This is a genomic window from Mesobacillus sp., assembly GCF_057785455.1.
Genome location: NZ_JBYNSB010000001.1, coordinates 1 through 22,510 on the forward strand (window position 1 = coordinate 1; position 22,510 = coordinate 22,510).

At 42.7% G+C, this 22,510-nt stretch carries 21 protein-coding genes and 1 riboswitch; of the genes, 4 read left to right on the plus strand and 17 right to left on the minus strand.

Features of this window, described 5'->3' with window-relative positions; genetic code table 11:
- Positions 1-140 precede the first annotated feature (140 nt).
- Entirely contained in the window at positions 141-578 is a 438-nt protein-coding gene (locus AC3EBE_RS00005) for an NUDIX hydrolase (RefSeq protein ID WP_488592986.1), read from the minus strand.
- A 267-nt stretch (positions 579-845) separates the two neighbouring features.
- Between AC3EBE_RS00005 and AC3EBE_RS00010 the strand changes: the two genes are divergently transcribed.
- Positions 846-1,175: a DUF4257 domain-containing protein gene (locus AC3EBE_RS00010; protein WP_488592987.1), complete on the plus strand. Its 330-nt coding sequence runs from the start codon at positions 846-848 to the stop codon at positions 1,173-1,175.
- Between the two features lie 363 nt (positions 1,176-1,538).
- Complete coding sequence (locus AC3EBE_RS00015; protein ID WP_488592988.1) at positions 1,539-2,051, plus strand: undecaprenyl-diphosphatase; 513 nt, start codon at positions 1,539-1,541, stop codon at positions 2,049-2,051.
- On the opposite strand, the gene AC3EBE_RS00020 is transcribed toward AC3EBE_RS00015, so the two are convergent.
- Both AC3EBE_RS00020 and AC3EBE_RS00025 read right to left on the minus strand, forming a co-directional pair.
- Entirely contained in the window at positions 2,048-2,587 is a 540-nt protein-coding gene (locus AC3EBE_RS00020; protein ID WP_488592989.1) for a GNAT family N-acetyltransferase, read from the minus strand. The two genes, AC3EBE_RS00015 and AC3EBE_RS00020, sit on opposite strands and share 4 nt — an antisense overlap.
- Before the next feature lie 232 nt (positions 2,588-2,819).
- A complete protein-coding gene (locus AC3EBE_RS00025) occupies positions 2,820-3,344 on the minus strand; it encodes a GNAT family N-acetyltransferase (protein ID WP_488592990.1) in 525 nt (174 codons plus the stop codon).
- Between the two features lie 214 nt (positions 3,345-3,558).
- Positions 3,559-3,698, plus strand: a riboswitch (cyclic di-AMP (ydaO/yuaA leader).
- A 116-nt stretch (positions 3,699-3,814) separates the two neighbouring features.
- Here AC3EBE_RS00025 and AC3EBE_RS00030 point away from each other — a divergent pair.
- The gene (locus tag AC3EBE_RS00030) at positions 3,815-5,071 is read left to right on the plus strand and encodes a cation:dicarboxylate symporter family transporter (protein WP_488592991.1); all 1,257 of its coding nucleotides are present in this window, start codon (positions 3,815-3,817) and stop codon (positions 5,069-5,071) included.
- A 63-nt stretch (positions 5,072-5,134) separates the two neighbouring features.
- Here the strand turns inward: AC3EBE_RS00030 and AC3EBE_RS00035 are convergent, their stop codons facing one another.
- The 3 genes from AC3EBE_RS00035 to AC3EBE_RS00045 all read right to left on the minus strand — a co-directional run bounded on the left by AC3EBE_RS00035 (position 5,135) and on the right by AC3EBE_RS00045 (position 6,352).
- Complete coding sequence (locus AC3EBE_RS00035) at positions 5,135-5,581, minus strand: GNAT family N-acetyltransferase (RefSeq protein WP_488592992.1); 447 nt, start codon at positions 5,579-5,581, stop codon at positions 5,135-5,137.
- Positions 5,582-5,906: 325 nt separating this feature from the next.
- Entirely contained in the window at positions 5,907-6,065 is a 159-nt protein-coding gene (locus AC3EBE_RS00040) for a hypothetical protein (RefSeq protein WP_488592993.1), read from the minus strand.
- A gap of 101 nt (positions 6,066-6,166) precedes the next feature.
- Positions 6,167-6,352 (minus strand): hypothetical protein, encoded by a 186-nt coding sequence (locus AC3EBE_RS00045; protein ID WP_488592994.1) that lies wholly within the window; start codon positions 6,350-6,352, stop codon positions 6,167-6,169.
- A 200-nt stretch (positions 6,353-6,552) separates the two neighbouring features.
- Here AC3EBE_RS00045 and AC3EBE_RS00050 point away from each other — a divergent pair, with 200 nt between their 5' ends.
- A complete protein-coding gene (locus AC3EBE_RS00050; RefSeq protein WP_488592995.1) occupies positions 6,553-7,392 on the plus strand; it encodes an STAS domain-containing protein in 840 nt (279 codons plus the stop codon).
- A 101-nt stretch (positions 7,393-7,493) separates the two neighbouring features.
- Here AC3EBE_RS00050 and AC3EBE_RS00055 read toward each other — a convergent pair whose 3' ends face one another.
- The 11 genes from AC3EBE_RS00055 to AC3EBE_RS00105 all read right to left on the minus strand — a co-directional run bounded on the left by AC3EBE_RS00055 (position 7,494) and on the right by AC3EBE_RS00105 (position 22,501).
- The gene (locus AC3EBE_RS00055) at positions 7,494-10,679 is read right to left on the minus strand and encodes a DEAD/DEAH box helicase (protein ID WP_488592996.1); all 3,186 of its coding nucleotides are present in this window, start codon (positions 10,677-10,679) and stop codon (positions 7,494-7,496) included.
- 321 nt (positions 10,680-11,000) lie between these two features.
- The gene (locus AC3EBE_RS00060; RefSeq protein WP_488592997.1) at positions 11,001-11,324 is read right to left on the minus strand and encodes an ArsR/SmtB family transcription factor; all 324 of its coding nucleotides are present in this window, start codon (positions 11,322-11,324) and stop codon (positions 11,001-11,003) included.
- 1 nt (position 11,325) lies between these two features.
- Entirely contained in the window at positions 11,326-11,739 is a 414-nt protein-coding gene (locus AC3EBE_RS00065) for an SRPBCC family protein (RefSeq protein ID WP_488592998.1), read from the minus strand.
- A gap of 151 nt (positions 11,740-11,890) precedes the next feature.
- On the minus strand, positions 11,891-13,549 hold the full coding sequence (locus tag AC3EBE_RS00070) for a ribonuclease J (RefSeq protein WP_488592999.1): 1,659 nt from the start codon (positions 13,547-13,549) through the stop codon (positions 11,891-11,893).
- 521 nt (positions 13,550-14,070) lie between these two features.
- Positions 14,071-15,228: a homogentisate 1,2-dioxygenase gene (locus AC3EBE_RS00075; protein ID WP_488593000.1), complete on the minus strand. Its 1,158-nt coding sequence runs from the start codon at positions 15,226-15,228 to the stop codon at positions 14,071-14,073.
- Between the two features lie 15 nt (positions 15,229-15,243).
- A complete protein-coding gene (locus tag AC3EBE_RS00080; protein WP_488593001.1) occupies positions 15,244-16,158 on the minus strand; it encodes a fumarylacetoacetate hydrolase family protein in 915 nt (304 codons plus the stop codon).
- Between the two features lie 8 nt (positions 16,159-16,166).
- On the minus strand, positions 16,167-16,778 hold the full coding sequence (locus tag AC3EBE_RS00085) for a flavin reductase family protein (RefSeq protein WP_488593002.1): 612 nt from the start codon (positions 16,776-16,778) through the stop codon (positions 16,167-16,169).
- 3 nt (positions 16,779-16,781) lie between these two features.
- A complete protein-coding gene (hisC, locus tag AC3EBE_RS00090) occupies positions 16,782-17,873 on the minus strand; it encodes a histidinol-phosphate transaminase (RefSeq protein ID WP_488593003.1) in 1,092 nt (363 codons plus the stop codon).
- Positions 17,874-18,052: 179 nt separating this feature from the next.
- Positions 18,053-19,207 carry a 4-hydroxyphenylpyruvate dioxygenase gene (gene hppD, locus AC3EBE_RS00095; RefSeq protein ID WP_488593004.1) on the minus strand — a complete coding sequence of 385 codons (1,155 nt, stop codon included), beginning with the start codon at positions 19,205-19,207 and terminating at the stop codon, positions 18,053-18,055.
- Positions 19,208-19,687: 480 nt separating this feature from the next.
- Complete coding sequence (lpdA, locus tag AC3EBE_RS00100) at positions 19,688-21,121, minus strand: dihydrolipoyl dehydrogenase (RefSeq protein WP_488593005.1); 1,434 nt, start codon at positions 21,119-21,121, stop codon at positions 19,688-19,690.
- Positions 21,122-22,501 (minus strand): dihydrolipoamide acetyltransferase family protein, encoded by a 1,380-nt coding sequence (locus AC3EBE_RS00105; RefSeq protein ID WP_488593006.1) that lies wholly within the window; start codon positions 22,499-22,501, stop codon positions 21,122-21,124.
- Between the last annotated feature and the right edge of the window lie 9 nt (positions 22,502-22,510).

Here is a 22,510-nt window from a genome sequence, read left to right on the forward strand (position 1 = left end):
TTGAATTTTGTGTGGTAACTTTATTTTATCAGAAGGGGTCCTTATTTCTATTTAATAAATAATCAAAAGCCGGTGAAATTTTACTTGTCGTAAAATTTCACCGGCTTTTTCATCTCAGAGGTGGGTTTTGTCCCAGCCTCCTATACCAATGCAGTATTTATTCTAATTTTCTCCGCAGCTTCTATACTTTCTTTTAGCCAAATTGGTGCCTTTGGATGATTATTGACTTCATCAGCTGTCAGCCAAAATACTTTCTCCACTTCATCAGGGCTTTTCACAAATGGCTCTCCGGAATCCATCTCACAAAGAAACACTATATCAAGTACTTCTCTTCCATCATTAAGCATAAAGGTAGTATTGCGAACATATTGCATCCGATCTTTGATAACAATGCCGACTTCCTCATAGATCTCTCTTTTAAGCGTCCTTTCAAGTAAGTCACTCGAGCTGCCCTCATTTTCTGCTGTACCGCCCACAAGAGACAGTTCCCCTCCTGCATGTTCTTCTTTTGTGCTTCTTTCAATAATGAGCCATTTACCCTCTTTGTATATGGCTCCCTCCACATTTATTATGTACATTTTAGTCTCCTTAACAATTATTTCTGATTTAAGAAAAATCCCCAAACAAGTATTCGCTTTAAGTCCATTGGCCTGTAACTTTTTTGGAAAGGGCTAAAAACAATCATTTATATAAAAGTTACACATAGTTTTTACTAATTTTAATATACTGAAAATTCGTTAAATTTACACATGCTATTCCACTATTATTACTTGTATAATAGTAATACACCAAGAGTTACCTAAGGTCGGCCCCAAAATAAATTGACTTTAGGAGTGTGAAAAAGAATGATGGAAAACATTATTTTCGCAATGTTGATTGGTGGATTCGTTGGATTGACGGGCCATGTCAGAAAAAGAGGCAAGATCGTCATGCCCCGAAAAACTAAAAAATTCATCTACCTTGGATTCTTTGAAGAAATCCTGACTGGTGGTTTAGCCGCAGCCCTTCTCGTTGTATCAGCAGAGGCCGACTCTTTGCTTCGGGTATTCTTGATGTCCATAATGGCTGGCTTTGGAGGCGATGCTCTATTAAGAGGACTTGAATTATTTAGAGTAACCAATACTAATCAAGGTGCGGAGGATCTTGGGAATGAGAAAACCAATACCTCAGCTTAAGAGAAAAAGAATGCTGCAACCTTTATCAAGCAGCTTCACAAATGCTTGATTTTTTTTTGAAGAAAATTCCCCTAACATCTAAACAACTTTCTCCAATCCCTCTCTTCTGCCATAAAAAAAGCAAGTTATGTTTTAAAGTAAATCCTGCTCTCCTGTATGCATGAATAGCTGATCGCTTTTTCCTTCCACAGATAATGAAATCTCTTTAATTTCATTTAAAGATAACAAAAAGTCCAGGGTTGTTTGAATCTAACCAAGATTTTCTATCTTCATATGTCTCACTTAATAAAATCCCCCCTTTTGATACATGTTTCATTGTGCCAGTGGGAAAATAACAGGAATGAAATTAAAGGAGCTGCCTTTATGGACCTCACAGTGTTCAAGCTGATCCAACGGTTGTCTGGCCGCATCAACACCGCGGATCAGTTCATGATTTTCATTTCAAATAGAATTCGGTATGTTTACATCTTCATTATCCTGCTGTTTTTACTTAACAAACATTTAAAAAAGAGAGTTGCTATTGAGACAGGAGGTTCTGTTTTGCTCTCATTCCTCCTGCATATGCTCATTAAATTATTTTATTATAAACCTCGACCATTTAAGAAAAGGCGTGTGGGAATACTGATTCCCTCAAAGATGGATTCTTCCTTCCCAAGCAAGCATACGATTCTTGCTTTTGCAGTTTCTGTATCGATATTGATGTTCAATCGGACATTAGGGAGTCTTATGCTTGGACTGTCTGCTGTCACAGGCTTCTCAAGAGTTTGGGTCGGTCACCATTATCCTTCTGATATTATCGGAAGTGCGATATTAGGTGCATTTTCCAGTATCATAATGCGGGTTATTTCCTTTATGAAATTCAGATATGATAACTAGTTTGATGATGCATACTCCATTAACCAGCTGTCCCTATATTCACCTTCATGCCATTCGTGACTGGGCAGCAGCTTTTTTATTTTAAATCCTGCTTTTTCATAACAAGCAATCGCCCGAACATTCCAGGTTTGCGGATCGACAACTATACGGTCCGCTCCATTTTCATTCATTAAATAATCAATGGCTGACTTCATCAATAGCTGACCAATACCCTTGTTCCAATAAGCAGGCTCCCCTATAAACTGGTCAGTACCGAATATGGCTTCTTGTTTGTCTAACCCAAACGCATTCCGGTTCTCCTGTTCTAATTCATAAAATTGCAGATAGCCAATTGGAATATCTTCAAAGACAACCATACACCTTTTTTCATGTGGATCTGGGCTGAAGAAAACCTCGATAACTTTCTTTAAATCAAAAACGTTATCTCTTCCCTCATAAAATTCAAGAATTGCGGGATCGGAAAGCCATTTAACCATTAACTCGGCATCATTTGGTTCCAGTTCCCTAACTTTTAACTTCCCATTTTGAAATAACAACGATACATCCCCCTTAAATTTTTCACTTTTTCAGTTCACAGAACATTTTTAATACAGTTTAAGGTTTGGATTAGTCTTTTTTGTGTGGTGATGACAGTTTTTCACCAGTAGGGACAATTTTTTTACTAGTTGAGATGATTTTTTCACCAGTAAGAACCCTTTTTTCACCAGTAAGGACTGTTTTTTCACCAGTAAGGACTGTTTTTTTACCAGTAAGCTTCTATCTCACATCTTATAGCTCAATCCAGAACCGTTTTACAACATTGCCATCTTCCTCTGTATAACTGATATCTTCAACTCCGCCATTTTTTATAATGGTCCGCTCTGAGGCGATGTTGACCGCATCACAAACAACTAGTACCCTATCGATTCCCATTGACCTGGTTTTCTCTAAGGCTAAGGATAATATTTGTGCGGCGTAGCCTTTATGGCGTTCAGACGGTCGGATACCATACCCAATATGACCGCCTGAATTTAAAAGTTTCTCGTTGAGCGCATGTCTTATGTTAACCGCGCCAAGGATTTTGTTTTTATCATTCACAAGCCAATAAGTCGAATCAGGAACCCAGCCTTCAGGAAGATTCTCACCCTTCTCGTTTTCCAGTAAGAAATCGACCATGGCTTGAAAATCGGATGGATTCTTGCTAATAACCCAGGGAACCATGTTCTCTCCGCTTTCTTTCCATTCCTGGTAAAAATCGAGGTATTCCTTTTCTAAATCTAGAGTAGGTCTTACTAAATCTAATTGTTTTTCCATAACTCAAACTCCTCTTTCATAGTAAAACCTCCTAGTTGTCTTTAGTCCTTTTATTAAGGCATTCTCTCCAATTATGGAGGATAGCAGGTGTATGAAAACCCCTTACAATTATCCAACGATCCCTCCACCCCAGCACTTAAAAGTCCAAACAACACTTTACTCTGGTAAAGAATTAACATTTACTTTTTTATGATATTGATATAATATTATCAAATATATTTTACCGCTTAATCTTTCATAAAGAACGGGGGAACCAACTGGCGGCATCCGCCTGGGGTGAATTCATGAAGAAGGGGATTTCGTTTCCAATTCCTAACCCGGCAGCTAACCTCGTAAGCGACAAAAAGGGAACAGAGGATCAAATCTCTCTACAGACACCCGAAGTGTCTTTTTTTTGCAGAGAAAAATCTTGTTTCCCTTGCCATTTGCTATTTCAGCTTAGAGATTTTACAGAAGGTGAGGAAATTTAATTGAAAAAAATCAGTCTGGCGGGCCAAATTTTTATCGGTCTCGTCCTCGGTATTATTGTAGGCGCGGTATTCTTTGGCAATCCTGCTGTGGCCTCTTATCTGCAGCCTATAGGAGATATTTTTCTCCGATTAATTAAGATGATCGTCGTGCCAATCGTTGTTGCTAGTATTATTGTTGCCGTTGCTGGTGTCGGAGACATTAAGCAATTAGGAAAAATTGGAGGCAAAACACTTCTTTACTTCGAAATAATCACGACCATTGCGATTATCGTCGGGATCATATCAGCAAACCTATTCCAGCCAGGCGCTGGCGTAAATATGAGCGAACTTGATAAAACAGATATTGGCAGTTATGTAGATACCGCTGAAACGCAGGAAACAAAATCAATGGTTACTACATTGGTAGAAATAGTTCCTACAAATCCAATTACAGCATTCGCTGAAGGAGACATGCTGGCAATCATATTCTTTTCTCTTGTTTTTGGTCTCGGAATATCGGCCATTGGCGAAAAAGGAAAACCGGTTATTGCTTTTTTCCAGGGAACCGCAGACGCAATGTTCTATGCAACTAACCAAATCATGAAGGTTGCACCTTTTGGTGTATTTGCACTCATTGGTGTAACAGTATCTAAATTCGGTCTTGAATCACTGATCCCGCTTGGTAAACTTGTCCTTACAGTATATGGAACGATGGCATTCTTCGTCATTGTTGTATTGGGATCAGTAGCCAAACTGGCCGGCTATAATATTTTCAAATTGATTGTGACTTTAAAGGATGAATTAATCCTTGCATTTTCAACAGCAAGTTCTGAAACCGTTCTGCCAAGAATCATGGATAAAATGGAGAAAGAAGGTGCGCCGAAGCACATCACTTCTTTCGTCATCCCCACAGGCTACTCCTTTAACCTGGATGGTTCTACACTTTACCAGGCATTAGCAGCGATCTTCATCGCACAAATGTACGGAATTGATATGAGCATCTCAGAACAAATATCCTTAATGCTTGTCTTAATGGTAACCTCTAAAGGCATTGCCGGGGTACCAGGAGTATCCTTTGTCGTTCTATTGGCGACTCTCGGTACGGCTGGATTGCCGGTAGAAGGCTTAGCATTTATCGCTGGCATTGACAGGATTCTAGACATGGGAAGAACTGCAGTCAATGTCGTGGGCAATTCCCTTGCAGCGATCGTTATTGCCAAATGGGAAGGCGTCTTTAAGCCTTCAGCCAAATCCAAAGTTTTAAACAAAGCATCCTAATCGATAACGATAGCCAGCGAGAGGTCACTCTGCTGGCTATTTATTATTTTGCTAATTTGCTAACTAAGACAGTTTATATTCCGCAAGCTGCTCACCCCATGGCGCCACTACTGTTTCAACAAATCCAGCTTTCTTATATGTATATCTGGCCCCTTCATTTTCAGGATGGTACCCAATCATGATAAGTGGGATGCCTGTGTCATTCTTCTGTTTGATGTCTTCCACTATAAGATTTATAGCTGCAATCCCAATTCCTTTACCTTGAAAATCCTGGTCGACCATCAGGCGATAGATCCAGTAATTTTGGTCATCCGGATCAATTCCATACATTGCGAAACCTGCCAATGTTCCTCCGTAATAAATACCTTTAGCCACAAAGTTTTCAAGGAACTGCACTTCAGCGATGGAATGCAAGTTGGAAGCCACAAATTGCTTCTGCTCCTCTTTTACTTTTAGGCCGATTGCATCCTCCCAATTTTCTTTGGTGATTGGCATGAGTGTGATTTTCATTCTATATCCCCTCTTCCTTATTCTTGCTATATCGAACTCAAAAGTGCGATTTACTTAACTTTTCTATTAGTAACAAGTGAGGGTATTTCGTATGATTCTTGAAGACACTATCGTTCTATCATTTCCTTTATTTAGATAGACTCTATTCTAATACTGTGTCGCTATTCTAGATGTTTGTAAAAGTCTGTTGATTTTCGTTCCAGGCGCTTCGCTTTCCTCGGAGCGTGCGGTGAGCCTCCTCGTCGCTTTCGCTCCTGCGGGGTCTCACCTGTCCCGCTACTTTCATTTCCTCTATGAAAGTTCATCAAGGATTTCCGATTCACAATTACTCAAGCGAATCGCTTGTTACGCTTTTTCCTGGTTTCAAATTGATGCCAGATTCGAGATAGGCCTTCAGGCATGTCACCAGTTCTGTCCAGCCCTGAATTTGCTGTCCATATCTGAGGACTCCCTCTTCGCTGCTATCCCATCCTGTCTCATGCACCTTTACAATCGTTCTTTCAGCGTGAGGCTAGAGTGTCATTTTTACCGTTGTTTCAGCACCGCTTGGACACCAGACGAATTCCACTTTCTGTTTTTCTGTCTTTAGAACTTAGATCGGCAATTCCACCCCGACATCATCCAGCTCCAAATCACTTCCCTTCCAGCTTCAAGCCGGCTGCTGCCGCTTGAAATGAAGCAATAGCTCATATGACTATGGTCAACAATTGCTTTAAATACTGCATCACACTTGCTGGAAATAATATTTTCAATGTTCACAAATAGTATCATTTTTAATTCACACCTATTTTAGATATAATTTTCATAAACCATTCGCTATAAATAGCGTAATTCCTTCTTTGCTGCCTTAATCCATTTCCTTATACAATTTGAATTTTCCTATTTCCTTTGTTAAAGTAGCTTACAGGAAGGTTTTACCTAGGTTGATAGTGCTAATTATTTTAGATCATTAAGCTAAGGGAGTGTACATAATGGAAGCTGCCTATGTCCAGAAGGATAATGTACTTGATTTTATCAGGGCTAACAGGGATATTTTCGAACAAAAACTATTATCGGAAGCAGTGAATGTTGCATCCAAAATTAATGAAATCCTGCAACGAGGCAATATCGACCTTTTGAAGAACGCTGAAAAATTAGTCGGTTATATTGTAGAGCGGGAGGAAGAAAACCTTATTGCTTTTGCAGAAGTAGAGGGTGTCGCCTGGGCAGAGCACTCCCTGACTGTTGCATTCAAATTAGAATGGGTACAGGCAATAAGAAGGACTTTATGGCAATTCCTCAGTGAATTCGACCGGATGACAGGCAACTTCACTGATCGAAAAGAATTTTTTGATCTGGAGAAACGGATTAATGATCAGGTTGACCAGTTCTTGAACACGTTTTTCCTCAGCTATACTAATTATAAGGATGAGCTCCTTAACTCTCAGAGAAAGTTGGTTGAACATCTGTCGGTGCCAATCATCCCAATCAGTGCCTCAGTGGCAGTTTTACCATTGATTGGTATGATTGATGATTATCGGATGCAGATAATCGAGGAAAAAATACTGATGGATATAGCCCGATTAAAAGTCCAAACACTGATCATGGATTTATCAGGTATTGCTGACATGGAAATGAACGTCATTGACCATTTTCAAAAGGTCTTAAATGGTATTAACATGATGGGCTCAAAAGCAGTAATTACAGGGATGCGCCCTGAGCTTGTCAGAAAAATGATCCATACTGGCATTAATTTCATGGAGAAGGCTGATACAAGAGGAACACTACAGCAAACCTTGAAACATTATCTTGATATTGAAAATGCCAAATAAAAAAATGCCCTATTCGCCTTAGCGAAATGGGCATTTTTCATATACTTATCTTTAAATGCTTTTAATCTGCTAATTAGATAGACACAACCCTCAGTAGAGCTTCAAATCATCAAAATTTCGCGGATATCATCTTCGGTTAGTTTTGCAGAAGCCTTTTCCTCAATAATCTCTTCAATCATATGACGTTTCCTTTCCTGCAGTTCATTCATTTTTTCCTCAATTGTCCCTCTGGCAATCAGCTTGATAACCTGTACTGTATTTTGCTGTCCCATACGATGTGCACGGTCAGCAGCCTGCTCCTCCACTGCTGGATTCCACCATAAATCATAAAGTACGACAGTATCAGCTCCAGTTAAATTGAGACCTGTCCCTCCCGCCTTAAGGGAGATCAGGAAGAAGTCTCTTTCTCCTTCATTAAATCGGTTGCATGTTTCAACCCGCTCCTCAGATGGAGTTTGACCATCCAGGTAGAAATATGGAATGCCCTGATAGGCCAGCTCTTTGCCGATCATGTCGAGCATTTTCGTAAACTGGGAAAAAACAAGGACTCTTTTCCCTGAAATCCGGGCTTCTGCAATAATTTTAAGCAGCTGTTCATATTTCGCCGAGCTTCCTTCATAGCCATCTACAAACAGAGCAGGATGACAGCAGATCTGCCTTAACCTTGTCAGCCCGGAAAGGATTTTGATTCGATTTTTTCGAATTGTATCCTTGTCAAGATGCTTCAAGGTCTTATGGCGGAGCTTTGCAAGATAGGCCGCGTAAAGTTTTTTCTGCTCCGGTAAAAGCTCGGATGTGTCAATAGACTCCACTTTCTCAGGAAGTTCTTTCAAGACATCTTCTTTCATCCTTCTCAGTAAAAATGGTCGGCTTCTTCTCGCAATTGTTTTCCGTGTCAAATTGCTGTATTCTTTCAGTCCTTTGAACAGCTCAGGAAATACAACTCTAAAAATGGACCATAACTCTTCAATCGAATTCTCAACAGGGGTTCCTGTGAGTGCAAAACGATGGCCGGCCTGCAATTTCAGCACTGCTTTTGCTGTCTGGGTAACAGGATTCTTGAACGCCTGCGCTTCATCAAAAAAGATTGTGTGGAATAACTTTTTTTCATACAAATGTATGTCCCTGCGCAAAAGCATATAGGACGTAATGACAACATCTATGCCATTTAGTTCATTGAGAAGTTTTGCACGTTCTTTTTGGGTGCCATCAATGATGACTGCCTCTGTACCTGGAGTGAATTTCATAAATTCCCCCAGCCAGTTATAGGTCAATGACGAAGGACAAACAATCAGCATCGGAACCTTCTTTTTCTTTGCATCTGGAAGCATAGAAGCGATATAAGCAATACTTTGAAGCGTCTTCCCAAGCCCCATATCATCGGCAAGAATTCCGCCGAACCCATAGCTAGCGAGAGTCCTCATCCATTGATATCCATGTTTTTGATATTCCCTAAGCACCGATTCCAGATTTTTAGGCAATTCAAATTTATTGACTCCAGGGGAGCTGATCTCAGATAAAAATTCTTTAAAGGAATCTTCAAGCATAAAAATATCCTGGTCTTCTACTGAGTCAAGGACCTGCATCCCTTTAACCAGTGGCAGGTTCAAACCTTTTTCGAAATCTTCATTTTGAATAGGTCCCGCTTTCAAGAACCGCTGAATCTCCTCGAATTCCCTCGTCTCAAGTGACATCAGGGAACCATCCCTCAACCGGAAATATTTCCGTTTTTCCTCCAGCGCCTCCAAAAGCGAGCGGATCTGGCTTTCAGGAACACTGTCCATTTCAAATGTGAATTCAAGCCAGTTGGTCCGTTGTTTTTTGACCTTGACCCTGATTTGCGGCTTTGAGGGACCTTTGAATATTCGGCTCCTGACAGCAGTCGTTGCATAAACCTGAACCAGCTTCTGAAGCTTGGGCAGTGTATGATACAGAAACTCATACTCAAGTTCTTCATTATGCAGAAAATACCCGCCATCTGTTTTTGCGAATGAACTTTCCTCCATCATGTCCAGAATCAGGTCTTCCTTGTCGATATCCCTAATCAGCATCGGTCCGTATTTTGGATTTTGTGTCTCCAATGGATTGAATACAATACTATCGTATTGAAATTCAAGCCCTGCCAGCAGGCGGTTGTTCACTCTGTCGAGGTATAGCTTTGCGATCAGTGGAGTCTGCAGGAATTGTCTGGTGATATCTCCATCGATCTTCACCTCGCCAATCCTTCTCAGCCCAGGCAGCACTTTTTCGGCAAAAAATCTCATCTGTTCCTTTTTGATTCGTATTTCCTGTGAATTTGAGGCGGCAAGCATTTGTTTCAGCTCAAAAAGACGTGTGCCGTCCTCTTCATTTAATTGAACGAATTTGTTTTCTTGCAAGACCACCTGATACATATTCATGATTGTCAGCTGGTCTAGCCCTCTTATATTCAGCAAATAGTCTTTGGACTCTGTTTGCATGAAGTTGAATTTCAGCGGAAGCCCTTCGCTCGATATATCATGAATTCCCGAGGTAACCCTTCCGTTGAAATCCATATTGACACGCTGAGCCTGCTTTAGCATCGATAAAAGCTTCGGCCATGCCGAAGGCGGAATTAACAGAATACCATCGCTGCTTTCAAATCCTTGAGGAAGCAGGGATAAATCGTCCAATACCTCCATAAGCCTGAGCACCACTGCATCTGATTTTGAGTCAAAACAATGGAGCTTCGGATTGAATGTAAATAAGGCCGAAAGAGGATGGGAGATACTTTCTTTTAAATCCTTTAAGAAATTTATCATGTTTCCAACCTGAATAGGTCCTATTTTCATTGAAATTCCAAACATAAAATTATTATTCGAGATTTCAACAGAAGTTAAAGTGAATTCAGTGTCCATCACTTTCCTGGTTTCAAAATGCATCTGTTGGCCGCTGGTTCTGCGGGGCTGGTCACTGAAAATCGTCAGCAGCTCTTCGGCGATTCCATCAACAGTTTCATCTCCCTGCTGAACGGCGGGCTCCGGCTTTTTCTGCCTGTGCAGAATCGCCTGTAGAACTGCGGCTACATGCTGGCATTCATTTTTAACAGATGCAAGCTTCGGACAGCTGCACAATGTTTCGAATTGCCCGTCGCCCTTTTTAAAGACAGTGACAGTGAAATCGTCCGCTCCGGATACAATCGCTTCCGCTGAGTCGCTGCTATACTGTTCAAACTTCACTTTTCCCGCCCGGTAAAATGCATCTCCCCGTTTAAAGGAAACAGTTCCGCATAAGTCCTTGATGATCTTTTGATTTAATCGTACGTCCATGGCCTGTTTCCTCCTTGCAGAGTTTACATTAATGATAATCAATAGTTATTAGTTTAGACCTTATCTGTCATTTTGTTAAGTCTGCAAGGTAAAAAGCATGGAGTCATTCTCCATGCTTTACATTTTGATTGTATTGAGCTCTGGCAAGGGAAACTGAACCTGTCCCGCCTATTACGTTATTTTGAATGCTATTGTAAGTATCCTTCTTTGCATTTAGCGGCAAGGCAAAGTAATTATAGCAATTGTCTTTTGGGATTGTTCTAATTACCTAAAGTACCAATATTCTGCTCATATTCAGCAAGAGTCCAGCTAACGAGAGCATTATTCATCAGTTTCTACGAATTCTTTTAATCTTAGAAGCTTATTATCCCAATAGATTTCAAAGAAGCTAAGCCATTCCTGCAATTCCTGCAACGGGTCAGGCTGCAATGAGTAACGTGTTTCGCGCCCTGCCTTCCTGCTTGAAACCAAGCCGGCTTCAGACAGGATATATAAATGCTTGTTTATGGCTGTCCTTGTGATTGGGAAGCTTTCGGTTATTGTAGCGATCGGCATTTCACGTTCGGCCAGCATTTTTAGTATCTTTCTGCGTGTAGGATCCGCTATCGCCTGGAAAACATCATGTTTCGCTGCGGAAGCCGCCATATTATCCCTCGATATAGGAAGGCAATTTTTCGTTAATGATCTTATCCCAGCCGCCATCCATGATTCCTCTGATTACTGAATGCGGCTGTCCGAATTCTGTCATTTTTTCCGGATCCCAGCCAGAATGGATTAAAGTAAACTCTGTCTTTTCTTCAATTGCTTTTAATTCAAACAATAAGTGCCAGTCTTTTCCCCAGTCAAACCCTAACCGATTAGGCGGCTCGAGTTCTGTAACTTTACACGGCGAGTCACCAAATGGGCCTGCATGCAGGATGAATTCCTTACCCAGCACAGGTTCAAACGTATTTGGCATCCACCATGCCGCTATCCCTTCAGAAGTGGATACGGCCTTCCACACTTTTTCGATTGGCGCATTCAGGATGATGGTTTTGCGGATTTCAGGTAGAGTTTGCATTTTGATACCTCCATAAATTAATAACACCTTTTGGTTACACATTAAAAATATAACACCTTTTAGTGTTGTGTCAACTGCCCAAGCTCAATATTTTTTTCTTCTTATCCCAATAAACTAAAAAAACCAGGGCGGACCCTGGCTTAGATTTATTTTAAATTTCAATGATGATTGGCAAAATCATCGGCTTCCTTCTTGTCTGCTGGAAAATATGCTGGCCAACAGCTTTTTTGATTCCCTGTTTGATCACATTCCATCTGTAAATATTGTCTTCCTGCATTTCGGTCACTGTCTTTGTTACGAGTGCATTTACGTCTCTCATTAAGTCTTCGGAGTTCTTTACAAAGACGAATCCGCGTGAAATGGTGTCTGGTCCAGAAATGATTCTCCGCTCTGATTTACTCAGGGTCAGCACAATGACCAGCATGCCATCCTCTGACAGCTGCTTACGGTCTCTAAGGACAATTTCGCCTACATCGCCAACGCTTACACCATCAACATACGTATCACCCGCCGGAACACTTCGGGTCTGTCTGGCAACAGAGTTTTCCACATCGACTACATCACCATTTTTGATGATAAATGTATTTCCTGGTTCGACTCCGACTGATTCTGCAAGAAGACGGTGGTGATGCAGCATACGGTATTCTCCGTGAATCGGGATGAAATATTTAGGTTTCATCAGAGTCAGCATCAGCTTCAGGTCCTCCTGATATCCGTGACCCGATACGTGCATGCCTGTTGTACTGCCAGAACCGTAGATCACCTTTGCTCCCAATTTGAATAAATTATCGATTATTTTCGATACATCCTTTTCATTCCCTGGTATCGGAGAAGCGGCCATGATTACGGTGTCACCAGGATAGATGGAAACATCTCGATAATTTCCTGTCGCCAGGCGTGAAAGTGCTGCCATTGGTTCTCCCTGGCTGCCTGTACATAGAATCGCTACCTTGGCGGGATCAAGTTGGTCCACAGCATTCGGCTCGATCAGCATGCCCTCCGGAACATTCAGGTATCCCCTCTCGATTGCAACATCGACTACATTCACCATGCTCCTGCCCAGGAGTGCTAGCTTCCTGTTTGTTTTAATTGCTGCCTCCACGACTTGCTGAACCCGGTTAACATTCGATGCGAAGGTCGAGACGAAAATTTTCCCTTCCGCCTTCATGAACGCCTCCTCGAGATGGCCAGCTACCATACGTTCAGTCGGAGTCAAGCCTGTCCGTTCAGCATTTGTACTCTCCGAGAGCAGGACAGTGACCCCTTCTGTTCCAATTCGCGCCATTTTATGAATTTCAGATTGTTCATCATTTGCTGGAGTGAGGTCAAATTTGAAATCCCCAGTATGTACCACATTGCCTTCCGGTGTATGGAATACAATTCCCAGGCAGTCTGGAATACTGTGACTGACCTTAAAAAACGAAACTTTTATCTGTCCAAAGTCTAGCACCGAATCTGAATGAATTTTCTTTAATTCCGTTTCCCTTAACAACCTGTGTTCTCTTAGCTTTAGTTCAATCAAGCCAAGAGTGAAGTCTGTGGCGTATATTGGCACATTCAGCTTCTTAAAAAAATATGGGACACCGCCAATATGATCCTCATGACCATGGGTGACAATCATAGCCCGGATTTTATCCCGGTTCTCTTCAAGATATGTCAGTTCAGGGATGATCAAATCAATCCCCAACAAGCTTTCATCTGGAAACTTACCGCCGCAATCTACTACAAAAATATCATCATCATATTGAACCACATACATGTTCTTGCCGATTTCATTAATGCCGCCTAATGCAAATATCGATAAAGTCACTTTGTCTGTCCTCCTAATCCAGATAGGTATTTTTAGTTTTCCCTTTAAAAAGCTTGTTTATTTATCGATTTCCCTGAAAGGAGGATAAAGTAACCAGTTCTGCAAAATAAAACACTTCTATGTGTATGACTATTGTCAAACGCATTGAAAACGATGAATACGATTTTGACTAATTTTACTTTAGATTGCAATATAATGTAGGGCTGTTGATTTCCATTCCAGGCGCTTCGCTTTCCGCGGGGCTGGCACTGAGCCTCCTCGTCGCTTTGCTCCTGCGGGGTAAAATGGCCCCTTCTTTCCGGGCCATTTCTACCGGGGTCTCACCTGCCCAGCTGCGCCCGCAGGACTTTGAATGGGCTTCCTCGAGTTTGCCCACGCACGATGGAAATGCGTTAGCATTTTTGGAGGAGTCTTCGGGCCTTCCACTCCAATCAACAGGGCTTAAAAATGAAAGCAAAACTCTTTTCCAACTCTTTATTAAAAAACGAACACACCCATTGTCTGGGTGTGCAAACATGAAACTATTTCTCGATCCAAGTATACATGTATTGTCCGTCTTCGATTTCTTTGGCCTTCTTTACGGTTTTGAGCGGCTTGAATGTGTCGATCATTACAGCAAGCTCCAGTGTTTCCTTTTTGCCGATGCTCGCCTCTGTCTTGCCAGGGTGCGGGCCATGTGGGATTCCGCTTGGATGCAGGGTGATCGATCCCTCCTTTATTCCTTTACGGCTCATAAAATTCCCTTCAACATAATACAGCAGCTCATCACTATTGACATTACTGTGATAGTAAGGTGCCGGAATTGCTTCAGGATGGTAATCATAGAGCCTTGGCACAAACGAACAAACGACGAAATTATGTCCCTCGAATGTCTGATGGACCGGCGGCGGCTGATGGATACGGCCAGTAATTGGCTCGAAATCCTCGATATTGAAAGCCCATGGATACAAATAACCATCCCAGCCCACTACATCAAGCGGGTGGTGGTTCAGCACATGGCGGTGAAGGTGGCCGCGTGTCTTTGTAATCACTTCATGCTCGCCTTTGTCAGCGAAGGTTTGAAGTGTCTCCGGCCCGCGGATATCGCGTTCACAGAATGGGCTGTGTTCAAGAAGCTGGCCGTATTCATTGCGGTAGCGGCGCGGAGTCGTAATCTGGCTGAACGATTCCACAAACAGCACTTTTGTTGGTTCTGAAGCATCCGGTACTACCCGGTAGATTGTTCCAATCGGGATGACTACATAATCCCCAGGACGATATGCCAGGGTGCCAAACATCGTTTCCACCTGACCAGATCCATGATGGATGAACAGCATTTCATCGCCGTCGCCATTTCGGTAAAACTGTTTCATCGGCTCGGTGACATTTGCGAATCCAATAAGCAGATCATCATTTCCAAGGATATACTCCCTTCCATTTAGGGCATCTCCTGATTTTGTAATCTGGTCAGTTAAAAAATGCCTGTGGTTTAGTGAGTCTTGCTCCTCGTATTCTGGCAGGTACCTGCCGATCAACTCACTTTTCACAACCTCAGTCGGCATATGGTGATGATACAAAATCGATTGTGTCCCGGAGAATCCCTTCGTACCCATTACCTGCTCTCTGAAAAGCGAGCCATCTTCCTTTTTAAACATCGTATGGCGTTTCTTTGGAACTTCTCCAAGTTGTCGGTAATACATGAAAACACCTTCTTCCTAGTCTTCTATAATTTTATTTTTCAGGACCCCAAGCCCTTTGATCTCAAGCTCAACTTCATCACCCGGCTCAAGCCAGCGGTGGACTTCGGTTCCAAGCTCAAGAATGCATCCGGTTCCAACTGTACCTGAACCAATTACTTCTCCAGGGTAGAGTGTTGTTCCAGCAGAAGCCCGTTCGATCATCTCGCCAAAGCTGTAGAAAAGATCTTTCATATTTCCCTTTGAAAGCTCTTTCCCATTCACTCGTGCAACCATTTCAAGATCATAGCCCTTGGCTGCTTTTTGCCTCGCTAACTCATCCTTTGTCAGCAAATAGGGACCAAACGAAGTCGCAAAATCCTTCCCCTTTGCGGGTCCAAGACCTACCTTCATTTCCTGCCTTTGAAGATCGCGGGCGCTCCAGTCGTTCATGATAAAAAAGCCAAAAATATACTCTTCGGCATCCTCGGCCTTGATGTTCCTGCCTTCCTTGCCAATGACACAGGCAATCTCCAGCTCGTAATCAAGCCATTCACATGCCCGAGGCCTTCTGATTTCTTCTTCCGGCCCCTTTATGGCAAGATGGTTGGTAAAATAAAATACAGGAATTTCATACCATTCTGGAATCATTTCAAGTCCCCGGTTTTCCCGGGCTGTTTTAACATGCTGCTCAAAAGCGTAAAAATCGCGCACGCTCTTTGGATTTGGCAGCGGAGCTTGTAAAGCTACTTCTTCCAGCGAATAAACACCTTTGTCAGTTTCCTTTAACTCTTCCGCCTCACCCATGTATTTTTCATGGTTCTCGACAAAAGCAAGCATATTATCCGGCAGTCTGCCGCCTGATGCTGCCTGCATATCCACTGCCTGGTTCTGTGAATTGATCCAGCCAGCTTTTATAGAACCATCCTTTACTTTGAACGTAATGAATTTCATGACATCACCTATTTCCTATTCAGCTCAAAGGTTTTTTCAAGCGGCAGTGTATATGTCGCTCCTGCCAGCCTGCCGACTGGATTTAATTTCTTGGAATTGATTCGGCCATTCTCATATAGTTCATCATTTACGTGAACGTGTATTACCTTCGCAATGACAAGGCTGCCAGCCCCGGCATGGTCTCCGCCAAAATGGAGGACTTGATCCAGTTCACATTCAAGATGGACCTTGGATTCCTTCACTCTAGGAGGGCTGATCACAGCACTTTTTTCCTTTGTAAGGCCAGAAGCTGCAAATTCATCTATATCTGAAGCATATTCAGTTGCACAATCATTCATCTGTTCAACAAATTCCTCGCCGACAATATTAATGACGAACTGTTTCGTCGCTTCAATATTTTTCAGCGTATCTTTCTTGGCGCCATCTGTTCCTCTTCTCATCGGCGAAAAGCAAACCATCATCGGGTCGGCACAAATGGCAGTGAAAAAGCTGAAGGGAGCCAGATTGGCATTGCCTTTCTCATCCAGGCTGGATACAAAAGCAATTGGACGCGGAAGAATCGAGCCCTGCAGCAGTTTATAGGCATCTCTCCATTCCAGGGAGTCGGTTTTGATCTCCATTACCTACACCGCCCTTTCATGAAAAAGCTCGCTCACGATCTGCAATATGAATTCATGGTCCTCGCGTGTTCCGAGAGTGATCCTGAACGCTTCCTTATAGCCAGGCAGCAGCATTTGGCGCACGAGGACGCCATTCTCTGCAAGTGCCTGGATGACGGGCCGGTTTGTAAAAGCATATAAAAAATTCGCTTGCGAAGGAAAGCTGTCAATTTCAAGTTCTTTCAATCTAGCACTTAAGTAGTCACGTTCCAGACTGTTTTTGGCTGAGCATTCTTTGACGAAATCCTGGTCATCCAGGGCAGCAATGGCTGCTGCCTGGGCAAGCTGGTTCACATTGAAAACATCGCGAACTTTATGAAGCTCCCTTGCAATGTCTTCATGCATCATTCCGTATCCGATTCGGAGGCTGGCAAGGCCATAAATCTTCGAGAAGGTCCTCAGGATCACAAGATTTTCATATTGTTTAAGCAGAGGCATTGTATCGAGATAATCACTTGAATCTGCATACTCATAATAAGCCTCATCCATAATGACCATTACATTTGATGGTACATTCTCGATAAAAGACAGGAGCTCCTTTTTAGCAACGATTGTCCCTGTCGGATTATTCGGATTGCAGACGAAAACCAGCTTCGTTTTTTCGTTAATCGCCTGGAGCATCCCTTGCAAATCATGTCTGCCCTCCGCCATCGGAACAGTGACTGCCTTTCCTCCATCAAGTAATACATTCGTCTTGTAGCGCGGGAATGTCACCTCGGCCATAACTGCTTCAGAATCTTTATCAATATATGCCCTGGTAAGCAGCCTGAGGATTTCCTCCGAACCATTCGATACCAGGAAGTTTTTTTGATCAATTCGGTAATGTGCAGATAAATTTTCTATCACCCTGGTAGTAAGACCATCAGGATACAAACATAAATTTGCAGCGGCTTCCATGATTGCCTGACTTACTTTAGGTGAAGTCCCATATACATTCTCGTTATCAGACAGTTTCCTTACAGTGGAGATTCCATATTGCTCCTTGATCTCTTCGATTGTCTGGCCGAGGGCATATGGCGTGATTCCTACCAGTTCTGCACGTGCTTTTATATTCATGCTATTAACCCCCAATTTCTAATAAGAAGGCTTTGCAGCTTTGCTTTTAAGGCTGGAGCTGTTTGATGGCTCTTTCATGGCATTAAGAGCATTTATCAGCCAATGTTTGATTCCTTTCATCATGACAAGCCTTCTATTTATGACGAAAAGGGAGCGATTGCCCCCTTTCCCTCCGGCTTTTAAAGGTTGCCGCGTCTCTCTTGTTCACGTTCGATTGATTCGAATAGAGCCTTGAAGTTTCCTTCGCCAAATCCACGAGCACCTTTACGCTGGATGATTTCAATGAAAAGTGTAGGACGGTCAACAATTGGCTTTGTGAAAATCTGCAGCAAGTATCCTTCATCATCACGGTCAACAAGGATACTTAGCTCTTTAAGTTTTTCGATCTCTTCATCTATCTTCCCTACGCGTTCTGACAGCATTTCATAGTAGGAATCTGGAGTGCTCAGGAATTCTACGCCGTTTTTACGAAGAGTAGAGACTGTGCTGACAATATCCTCAGTAAGGATTGCCAGATGCTGAACGCCTGGTCCATTGTAGAACTCAAGGTACTCCTGGATTTGTGATTTACGCTTCCCTTCAGCCGGTTCATTGATTGGGAATTTGATACGGCCGCCATTGTGCATCACCTTCGACATCAAAGCTGAATACTCAGTTACAATGTCCTTGTCTGTGAAGTGCTTCATTTCCTTGAAGCCCATGACATTCGCATAATAATTGACCCATTCTTCCATTCTCTCAACATTGCCGACAACATGGTCGATGCCGATGAATCCTGCATCCTCTACTGGCACTGAAGACTGGTGCTCAACAAATCCAGGCATGAAAATGCCATTGTAATTCTTTCTTTCTACTAATGTATGGATTGTGTCTCCATAAGTACCGATTACAGCCTTCTTCAATGTACCATGCTCATCTGATACCTCATGAGGCGGCTGGATTTCAATTGCCCCACGGCTGACAGCTGACTCATAAGCCTTCTCAACATCATCAACAGCAAGGGCAATATCCTTCACGCCGTCCCCGTGAGTTTTTACAAATTGGGCGACCCGGGTAGAGTCGCTGTAAGTACCTGTTAAAACAAGGCGGATCTTGCGCTGCTGAAGGACATATGATGTAGTTTCCCGGCTTCCAGTTTCTAAACCTGCATACGCAACAACCTTGAAGCCATACGCTGCCTGAAAGAAATGGGCAGCTTGCTTCGCGTTTCCAACGTATAGCTCCAAATAATCAACATCTCTTACCGGAAAAAAATCCTCTGTCGTCTGTGCAGACACCATCACTTTTTCTTGCATGTTGAATCCTCCTATTTTTAAATATTTATAATATTCCAAATCATTTTATAGCAATTGCTGCCATGTCCTCAAGAGTACGATGTAAAGCTATAATGCTTTTACGTGGTGAAGGAAATGAGTGTTATTTTTTTAAATGGTTTGTGCCAGATTTGAAGTTTAATTGGGAATATAGCAACCTAATATTTGTGGTTTGAAGGAAAGCTTCTTTTGCTAGTTTTTGATTGATCAACTGGCCAAGCCAAAAATCACTATTTTGCTTCTTTTTATCGACCTTGAGTTGAGTTTTAGTACTGTTTCAAACGTATTTGTTACTTGCTTAGAACCAAATTACCTTTTAAGGATGGTTATTTATGGTTACATTTTGTTTTTTACAAGTAGAAGGATTAATTTTTCACCGGTTGAAATGCTTTTTTATCCGGTTGAGTTGATTTTTTCACCAGTAAGATGACCTTTTTCACTAGTAACAGAATTATTTACTTGTATGGATTAAACAAGCAGCCTGACAGTCCCAGTGAGTTATTAAACCTTCAGCTTCTGCTTTTTGGGCACGCTGTGAATTGCTTCTCCCTTATACGCCTCAACAGCTTCGAGCAGCGCCTCGCTCACACTCGGGTGGGCATAGTTCGGAAACTTGATGTCTTCATCGCGCGCGGCCATCTCCAATGCCTGGATCCCGCTTGATAATAGTTCGACTGCACCATGGCCAATCATGTGAACACCAAGCAAGAGATCGGTTTTCTTATCAAATACAACTTTAACAAGCCCTTCCTTCTTTCCAAGGATGGTGGCAAATCCGTTAGCGGATAATGAAAACTCACCTGCTCCAACATTATAGCCCCGCTCATTAGCTTCGTTTTCTGTCATACCGGCACAGGCGACCGGCGGACATGTTCTCACAATTCGGGGTATGAAGGTGAAGTCATTTTCACTCAATCTGCCGCAAATCGTCTCCGCAGCTGTCTTTCCTTGTTTAATCGCTTTTACTGCAAGAGAAGGTCCTTCGGTTACATCGCCAATCGCAAATATATTCTCAATCGATGTCCTTCCGGCGTGGTCAGTTACAATAAAACCTTCCGCGGAGAGCTTCATTCCCATCCGGTCTACGCCAATATCGGCTAGCTGTGGCTTGACGCCTAACGAATAAAACACATGGCTGCCATTTAATGTTTGCTGTCCTTTTGAACCCCCAAGGATAACAGAAACACCATTATCGCTGGTTTGCACTTCCTCAAATAAGGAACCTTTTATAATCGAAATGCCTGCCTTTTTTAATACGCGATTCAATTCCCTGTTAATGCTGGAATCGAAAGAAAAGTCATTTTTCCCCTCATTTAAAATAAGAGTCACTTCTGAACCGAAGGCCCGGAACGCCATCGCCATTTCGAGAGCGATATAGTCATCACCGTAAATGACAAGATGATCGGGAACTTCACTTAGATCAGCTATTGACCATGAATCTATGATTCTCTTATCTTCCGCGGCATTTCCAGGTAATTTTACCGGAATGCCTCCTGTGGCAATAATCGCCTCTTTGAATTTGTATACTTCATATCTGTCATCATTTTCAACGCCGATTTTTTCTTTTGAGAGAAAAAATGCGTTTCCTTTTATGACTTCTATCTTGTTTGCTTTGCAGAGTGCCTCTACGCCGTCACGAAGCTGTTTAACGACCTGGTTTTTATAGCTTAATAGCTTTTCGATTTCAAAATGCAGGTGTGTTTTGTTGATTCCCATCAATTCATCCTGCTTGGCAGCCGAAAGTCTTTCTGCACCATGGGTCATAACTTTTGAGGGGATACAGCCTTTGTTCAAACAAATGCCTCCCAGCAAATCCCTTTCAATCAAAGTGACATTTTTTCCGAGCTGCGCTGCCCTGATTGCCGCGTGATAGCCGCCCGGTCCGCCGCCGATGATGACCAGATCTTTTTCATGCGCTAATTCCCCGACGACCATTTACATCAACTCCAGAAGCATCATTTTAGGGTTCTCTATCAGCTGTGCAAAACGATTAGTGAACGCTACGGCGGTAGCACCATCCGCAACCCTGTGGTCAAAGGACATGGAAAGGTTCATCATCGAACGAACAACAATCTGATCATCATCCGTGACAACCGGCCTTTTCTTTGTCTTATGAAAGGAAACCAGAGCTGTCTGAGGGTGCTGGATTATGGGAGTTGCACCTATGCTTCCGCCTAGTGGCCCTACATTACTGATGGTAAAAGTACCGCCTGAGATATCCTTCACTGTAAGCTTGTCGTCAAGCGCAACCCTTGTCAGTCTCTTTATTTCCTCATTGATTTGCTTTAAGTTTTTTTGCTCGGCGTTTCGGAGAACAGGAACGATCAATCCTTCAGGAGCATCGACTGCGATGCCAATATTATGCTCACCCAAAAGCTGTATTCTTTCATTTTCCTCGTCAAGCTTCGCATTAAAAACCGGGTATTCCTTCAAAGCGATCGAAAGGGCTTTAATGAAGAAAGCAGTTGCTGAAATGGTGGCACCAGCTGACTTTAGCTCTTCCCTGAAAGAGATCAGTTCGCTGACATCGATTTCCTCGAAGTGGGTACAATGAGGAATTGTATACAGCGAATGCACCATCTTTTTAGCGATCTGCTTACGCCGGCCTCTGAAAGGCAATGTATTAGTTCCTAGGGTTTGCGAAGCTATCGCTGCCTCCTTCTGAACGGAACCTTCGGAACTGCCTTTCGAAACAGTCGGAACCATCGTTTCGGAACCAGCTTCCGAAACCTTCGAAGCCTCGGAAACAGTCGGTTCAGAACCTCGTTCCGAATGTCTCGCAGCCTCTGAATCTCTAGACTTTATAATTGCAAAAATATCTTCATCTGTTATCCGCCCTGCAGGCCCAGAGCCACAGACATTTTGTATATTCACATTATTTTCCCGGGCAATTTTCCTTGTGTAAGGAGAAGCAAGGATCCTATTGTGGCGATTCGTTGCTATTGCCTCTGTCAAAACGCCTTCTGCCGGGCGATTCGGCAAGTTCAACCCAGCATCTGGCTCAGCCACTTCAGCATCCTTAACATATTTAACTCCCTGTTCCATTGTTGAGGAATTGAATCTCTCCTCTTCACTGCCTTGCCCATCCTCCATGATCAGCAGTGTGGTACCAACCTTGACGGTTTGACCGGGTCTCAACAGAATTTCTTTTACCACGCCTGAACGAGGTGCGGGAATCTCGGCGGTCATTTTATCGGTCTGGACTTCCACCAATGGATCGTCAGCCTTGACAAAGTCTCCTGCTTTGACCAGGTAACAGTTAATGTCCGCTTCGGTCATTCCTTCCCCTATATCGTGGAGCTTAACTTCAACCATTGGCTCGCC

Excerpts from the sequence above, each read along its gene's own strand:
- AC3EBE_RS00005 (WP_488592986.1), bottom strand. The coding sequence starts at position 578 with ATGTACATAATAAATGTGGAGGGAGCCATATACAAAGAGGGTAAATGG.
- AC3EBE_RS00010 (WP_488592987.1), top strand. The coding sequence starts at position 846 with ATGATGGAAAACATTATTTTCGCAATGTTGATTGGTGGATTCGTTGGA.
- AC3EBE_RS00015 (WP_488592988.1), top strand. The coding sequence starts at position 1,539 with ATGGACCTCACAGTGTTCAAGCTGATCCAACGGTTGTCTGGCCGCATC.
- AC3EBE_RS00025 (WP_488592990.1), bottom strand. The coding sequence starts at position 3,344 with ATGGAAAAACAATTAGATTTAGTAAGACCTACTCTAGATTTAGAAAAG.
- AC3EBE_RS00035 (WP_488592992.1), bottom strand. The coding sequence starts at position 5,581 with ATGAAAATCACACTCATGCCAATCACCAAAGAAAATTGGGAGGATGCA.
- AC3EBE_RS00045 (WP_488592994.1), bottom strand. The coding sequence starts at position 6,352 with ATGATACTATTTGTGAACATTGAAAATATTATTTCCAGCAAGTGTGAT.
- AC3EBE_RS00050 (WP_488592995.1), top strand. The coding sequence starts at position 6,553 with ATGGAAGCTGCCTATGTCCAGAAGGATAATGTACTTGATTTTATCAGG.
- AC3EBE_RS00055 (WP_488592996.1), bottom strand. The coding sequence starts at position 10,679 with ATGGACGTACGATTAAATCAAAAGATCATCAAGGACTTATGCGGAACT.
- AC3EBE_RS00060 (WP_488592997.1), bottom strand. The coding sequence starts at position 11,324 with ATGGCGGCTTCCGCAGCGAAACATGATGTTTTCCAGGCGATAGCGGAT.
- AC3EBE_RS00065 (WP_488592998.1), bottom strand. The coding sequence starts at position 11,739 with ATGCAAACTCTACCTGAAATCCGCAAAACCATCATCCTGAATGCGCCA.
- AC3EBE_RS00075 (WP_488593000.1), bottom strand. The coding sequence starts at position 15,228 with ATGTATTACCGACAACTTGGAGAAGTTCCAAAGAAACGCCATACGATG.
- AC3EBE_RS00080 (WP_488593001.1), bottom strand. The coding sequence starts at position 16,158 with ATGAAATTCATTACGTTCAAAGTAAAGGATGGTTCTATAAAAGCTGGC.
- AC3EBE_RS00085 (WP_488593002.1), bottom strand. The coding sequence starts at position 16,778 with ATGGAGATCAAAACCGACTCCCTGGAATGGAGAGATGCCTATAAACTG.
- hisC (WP_488593003.1), bottom strand. The coding sequence starts at position 17,873 with ATGAATATAAAAGCACGTGCAGAACTGGTAGGAATCACGCCATATGCC.
- lpdA (WP_488593005.1), bottom strand. The coding sequence starts at position 21,121 with ATGGTCGTCGGGGAATTAGCGCATGAAAAAGATCTGGTCATCATCGGC.
- AC3EBE_RS00105 (WP_488593006.1), bottom strand. The coding sequence starts at position 22,501 with ATGGTTGAAGTTAAGCTCCACGATATAGGGGAAGGAATGACCGAAGCG.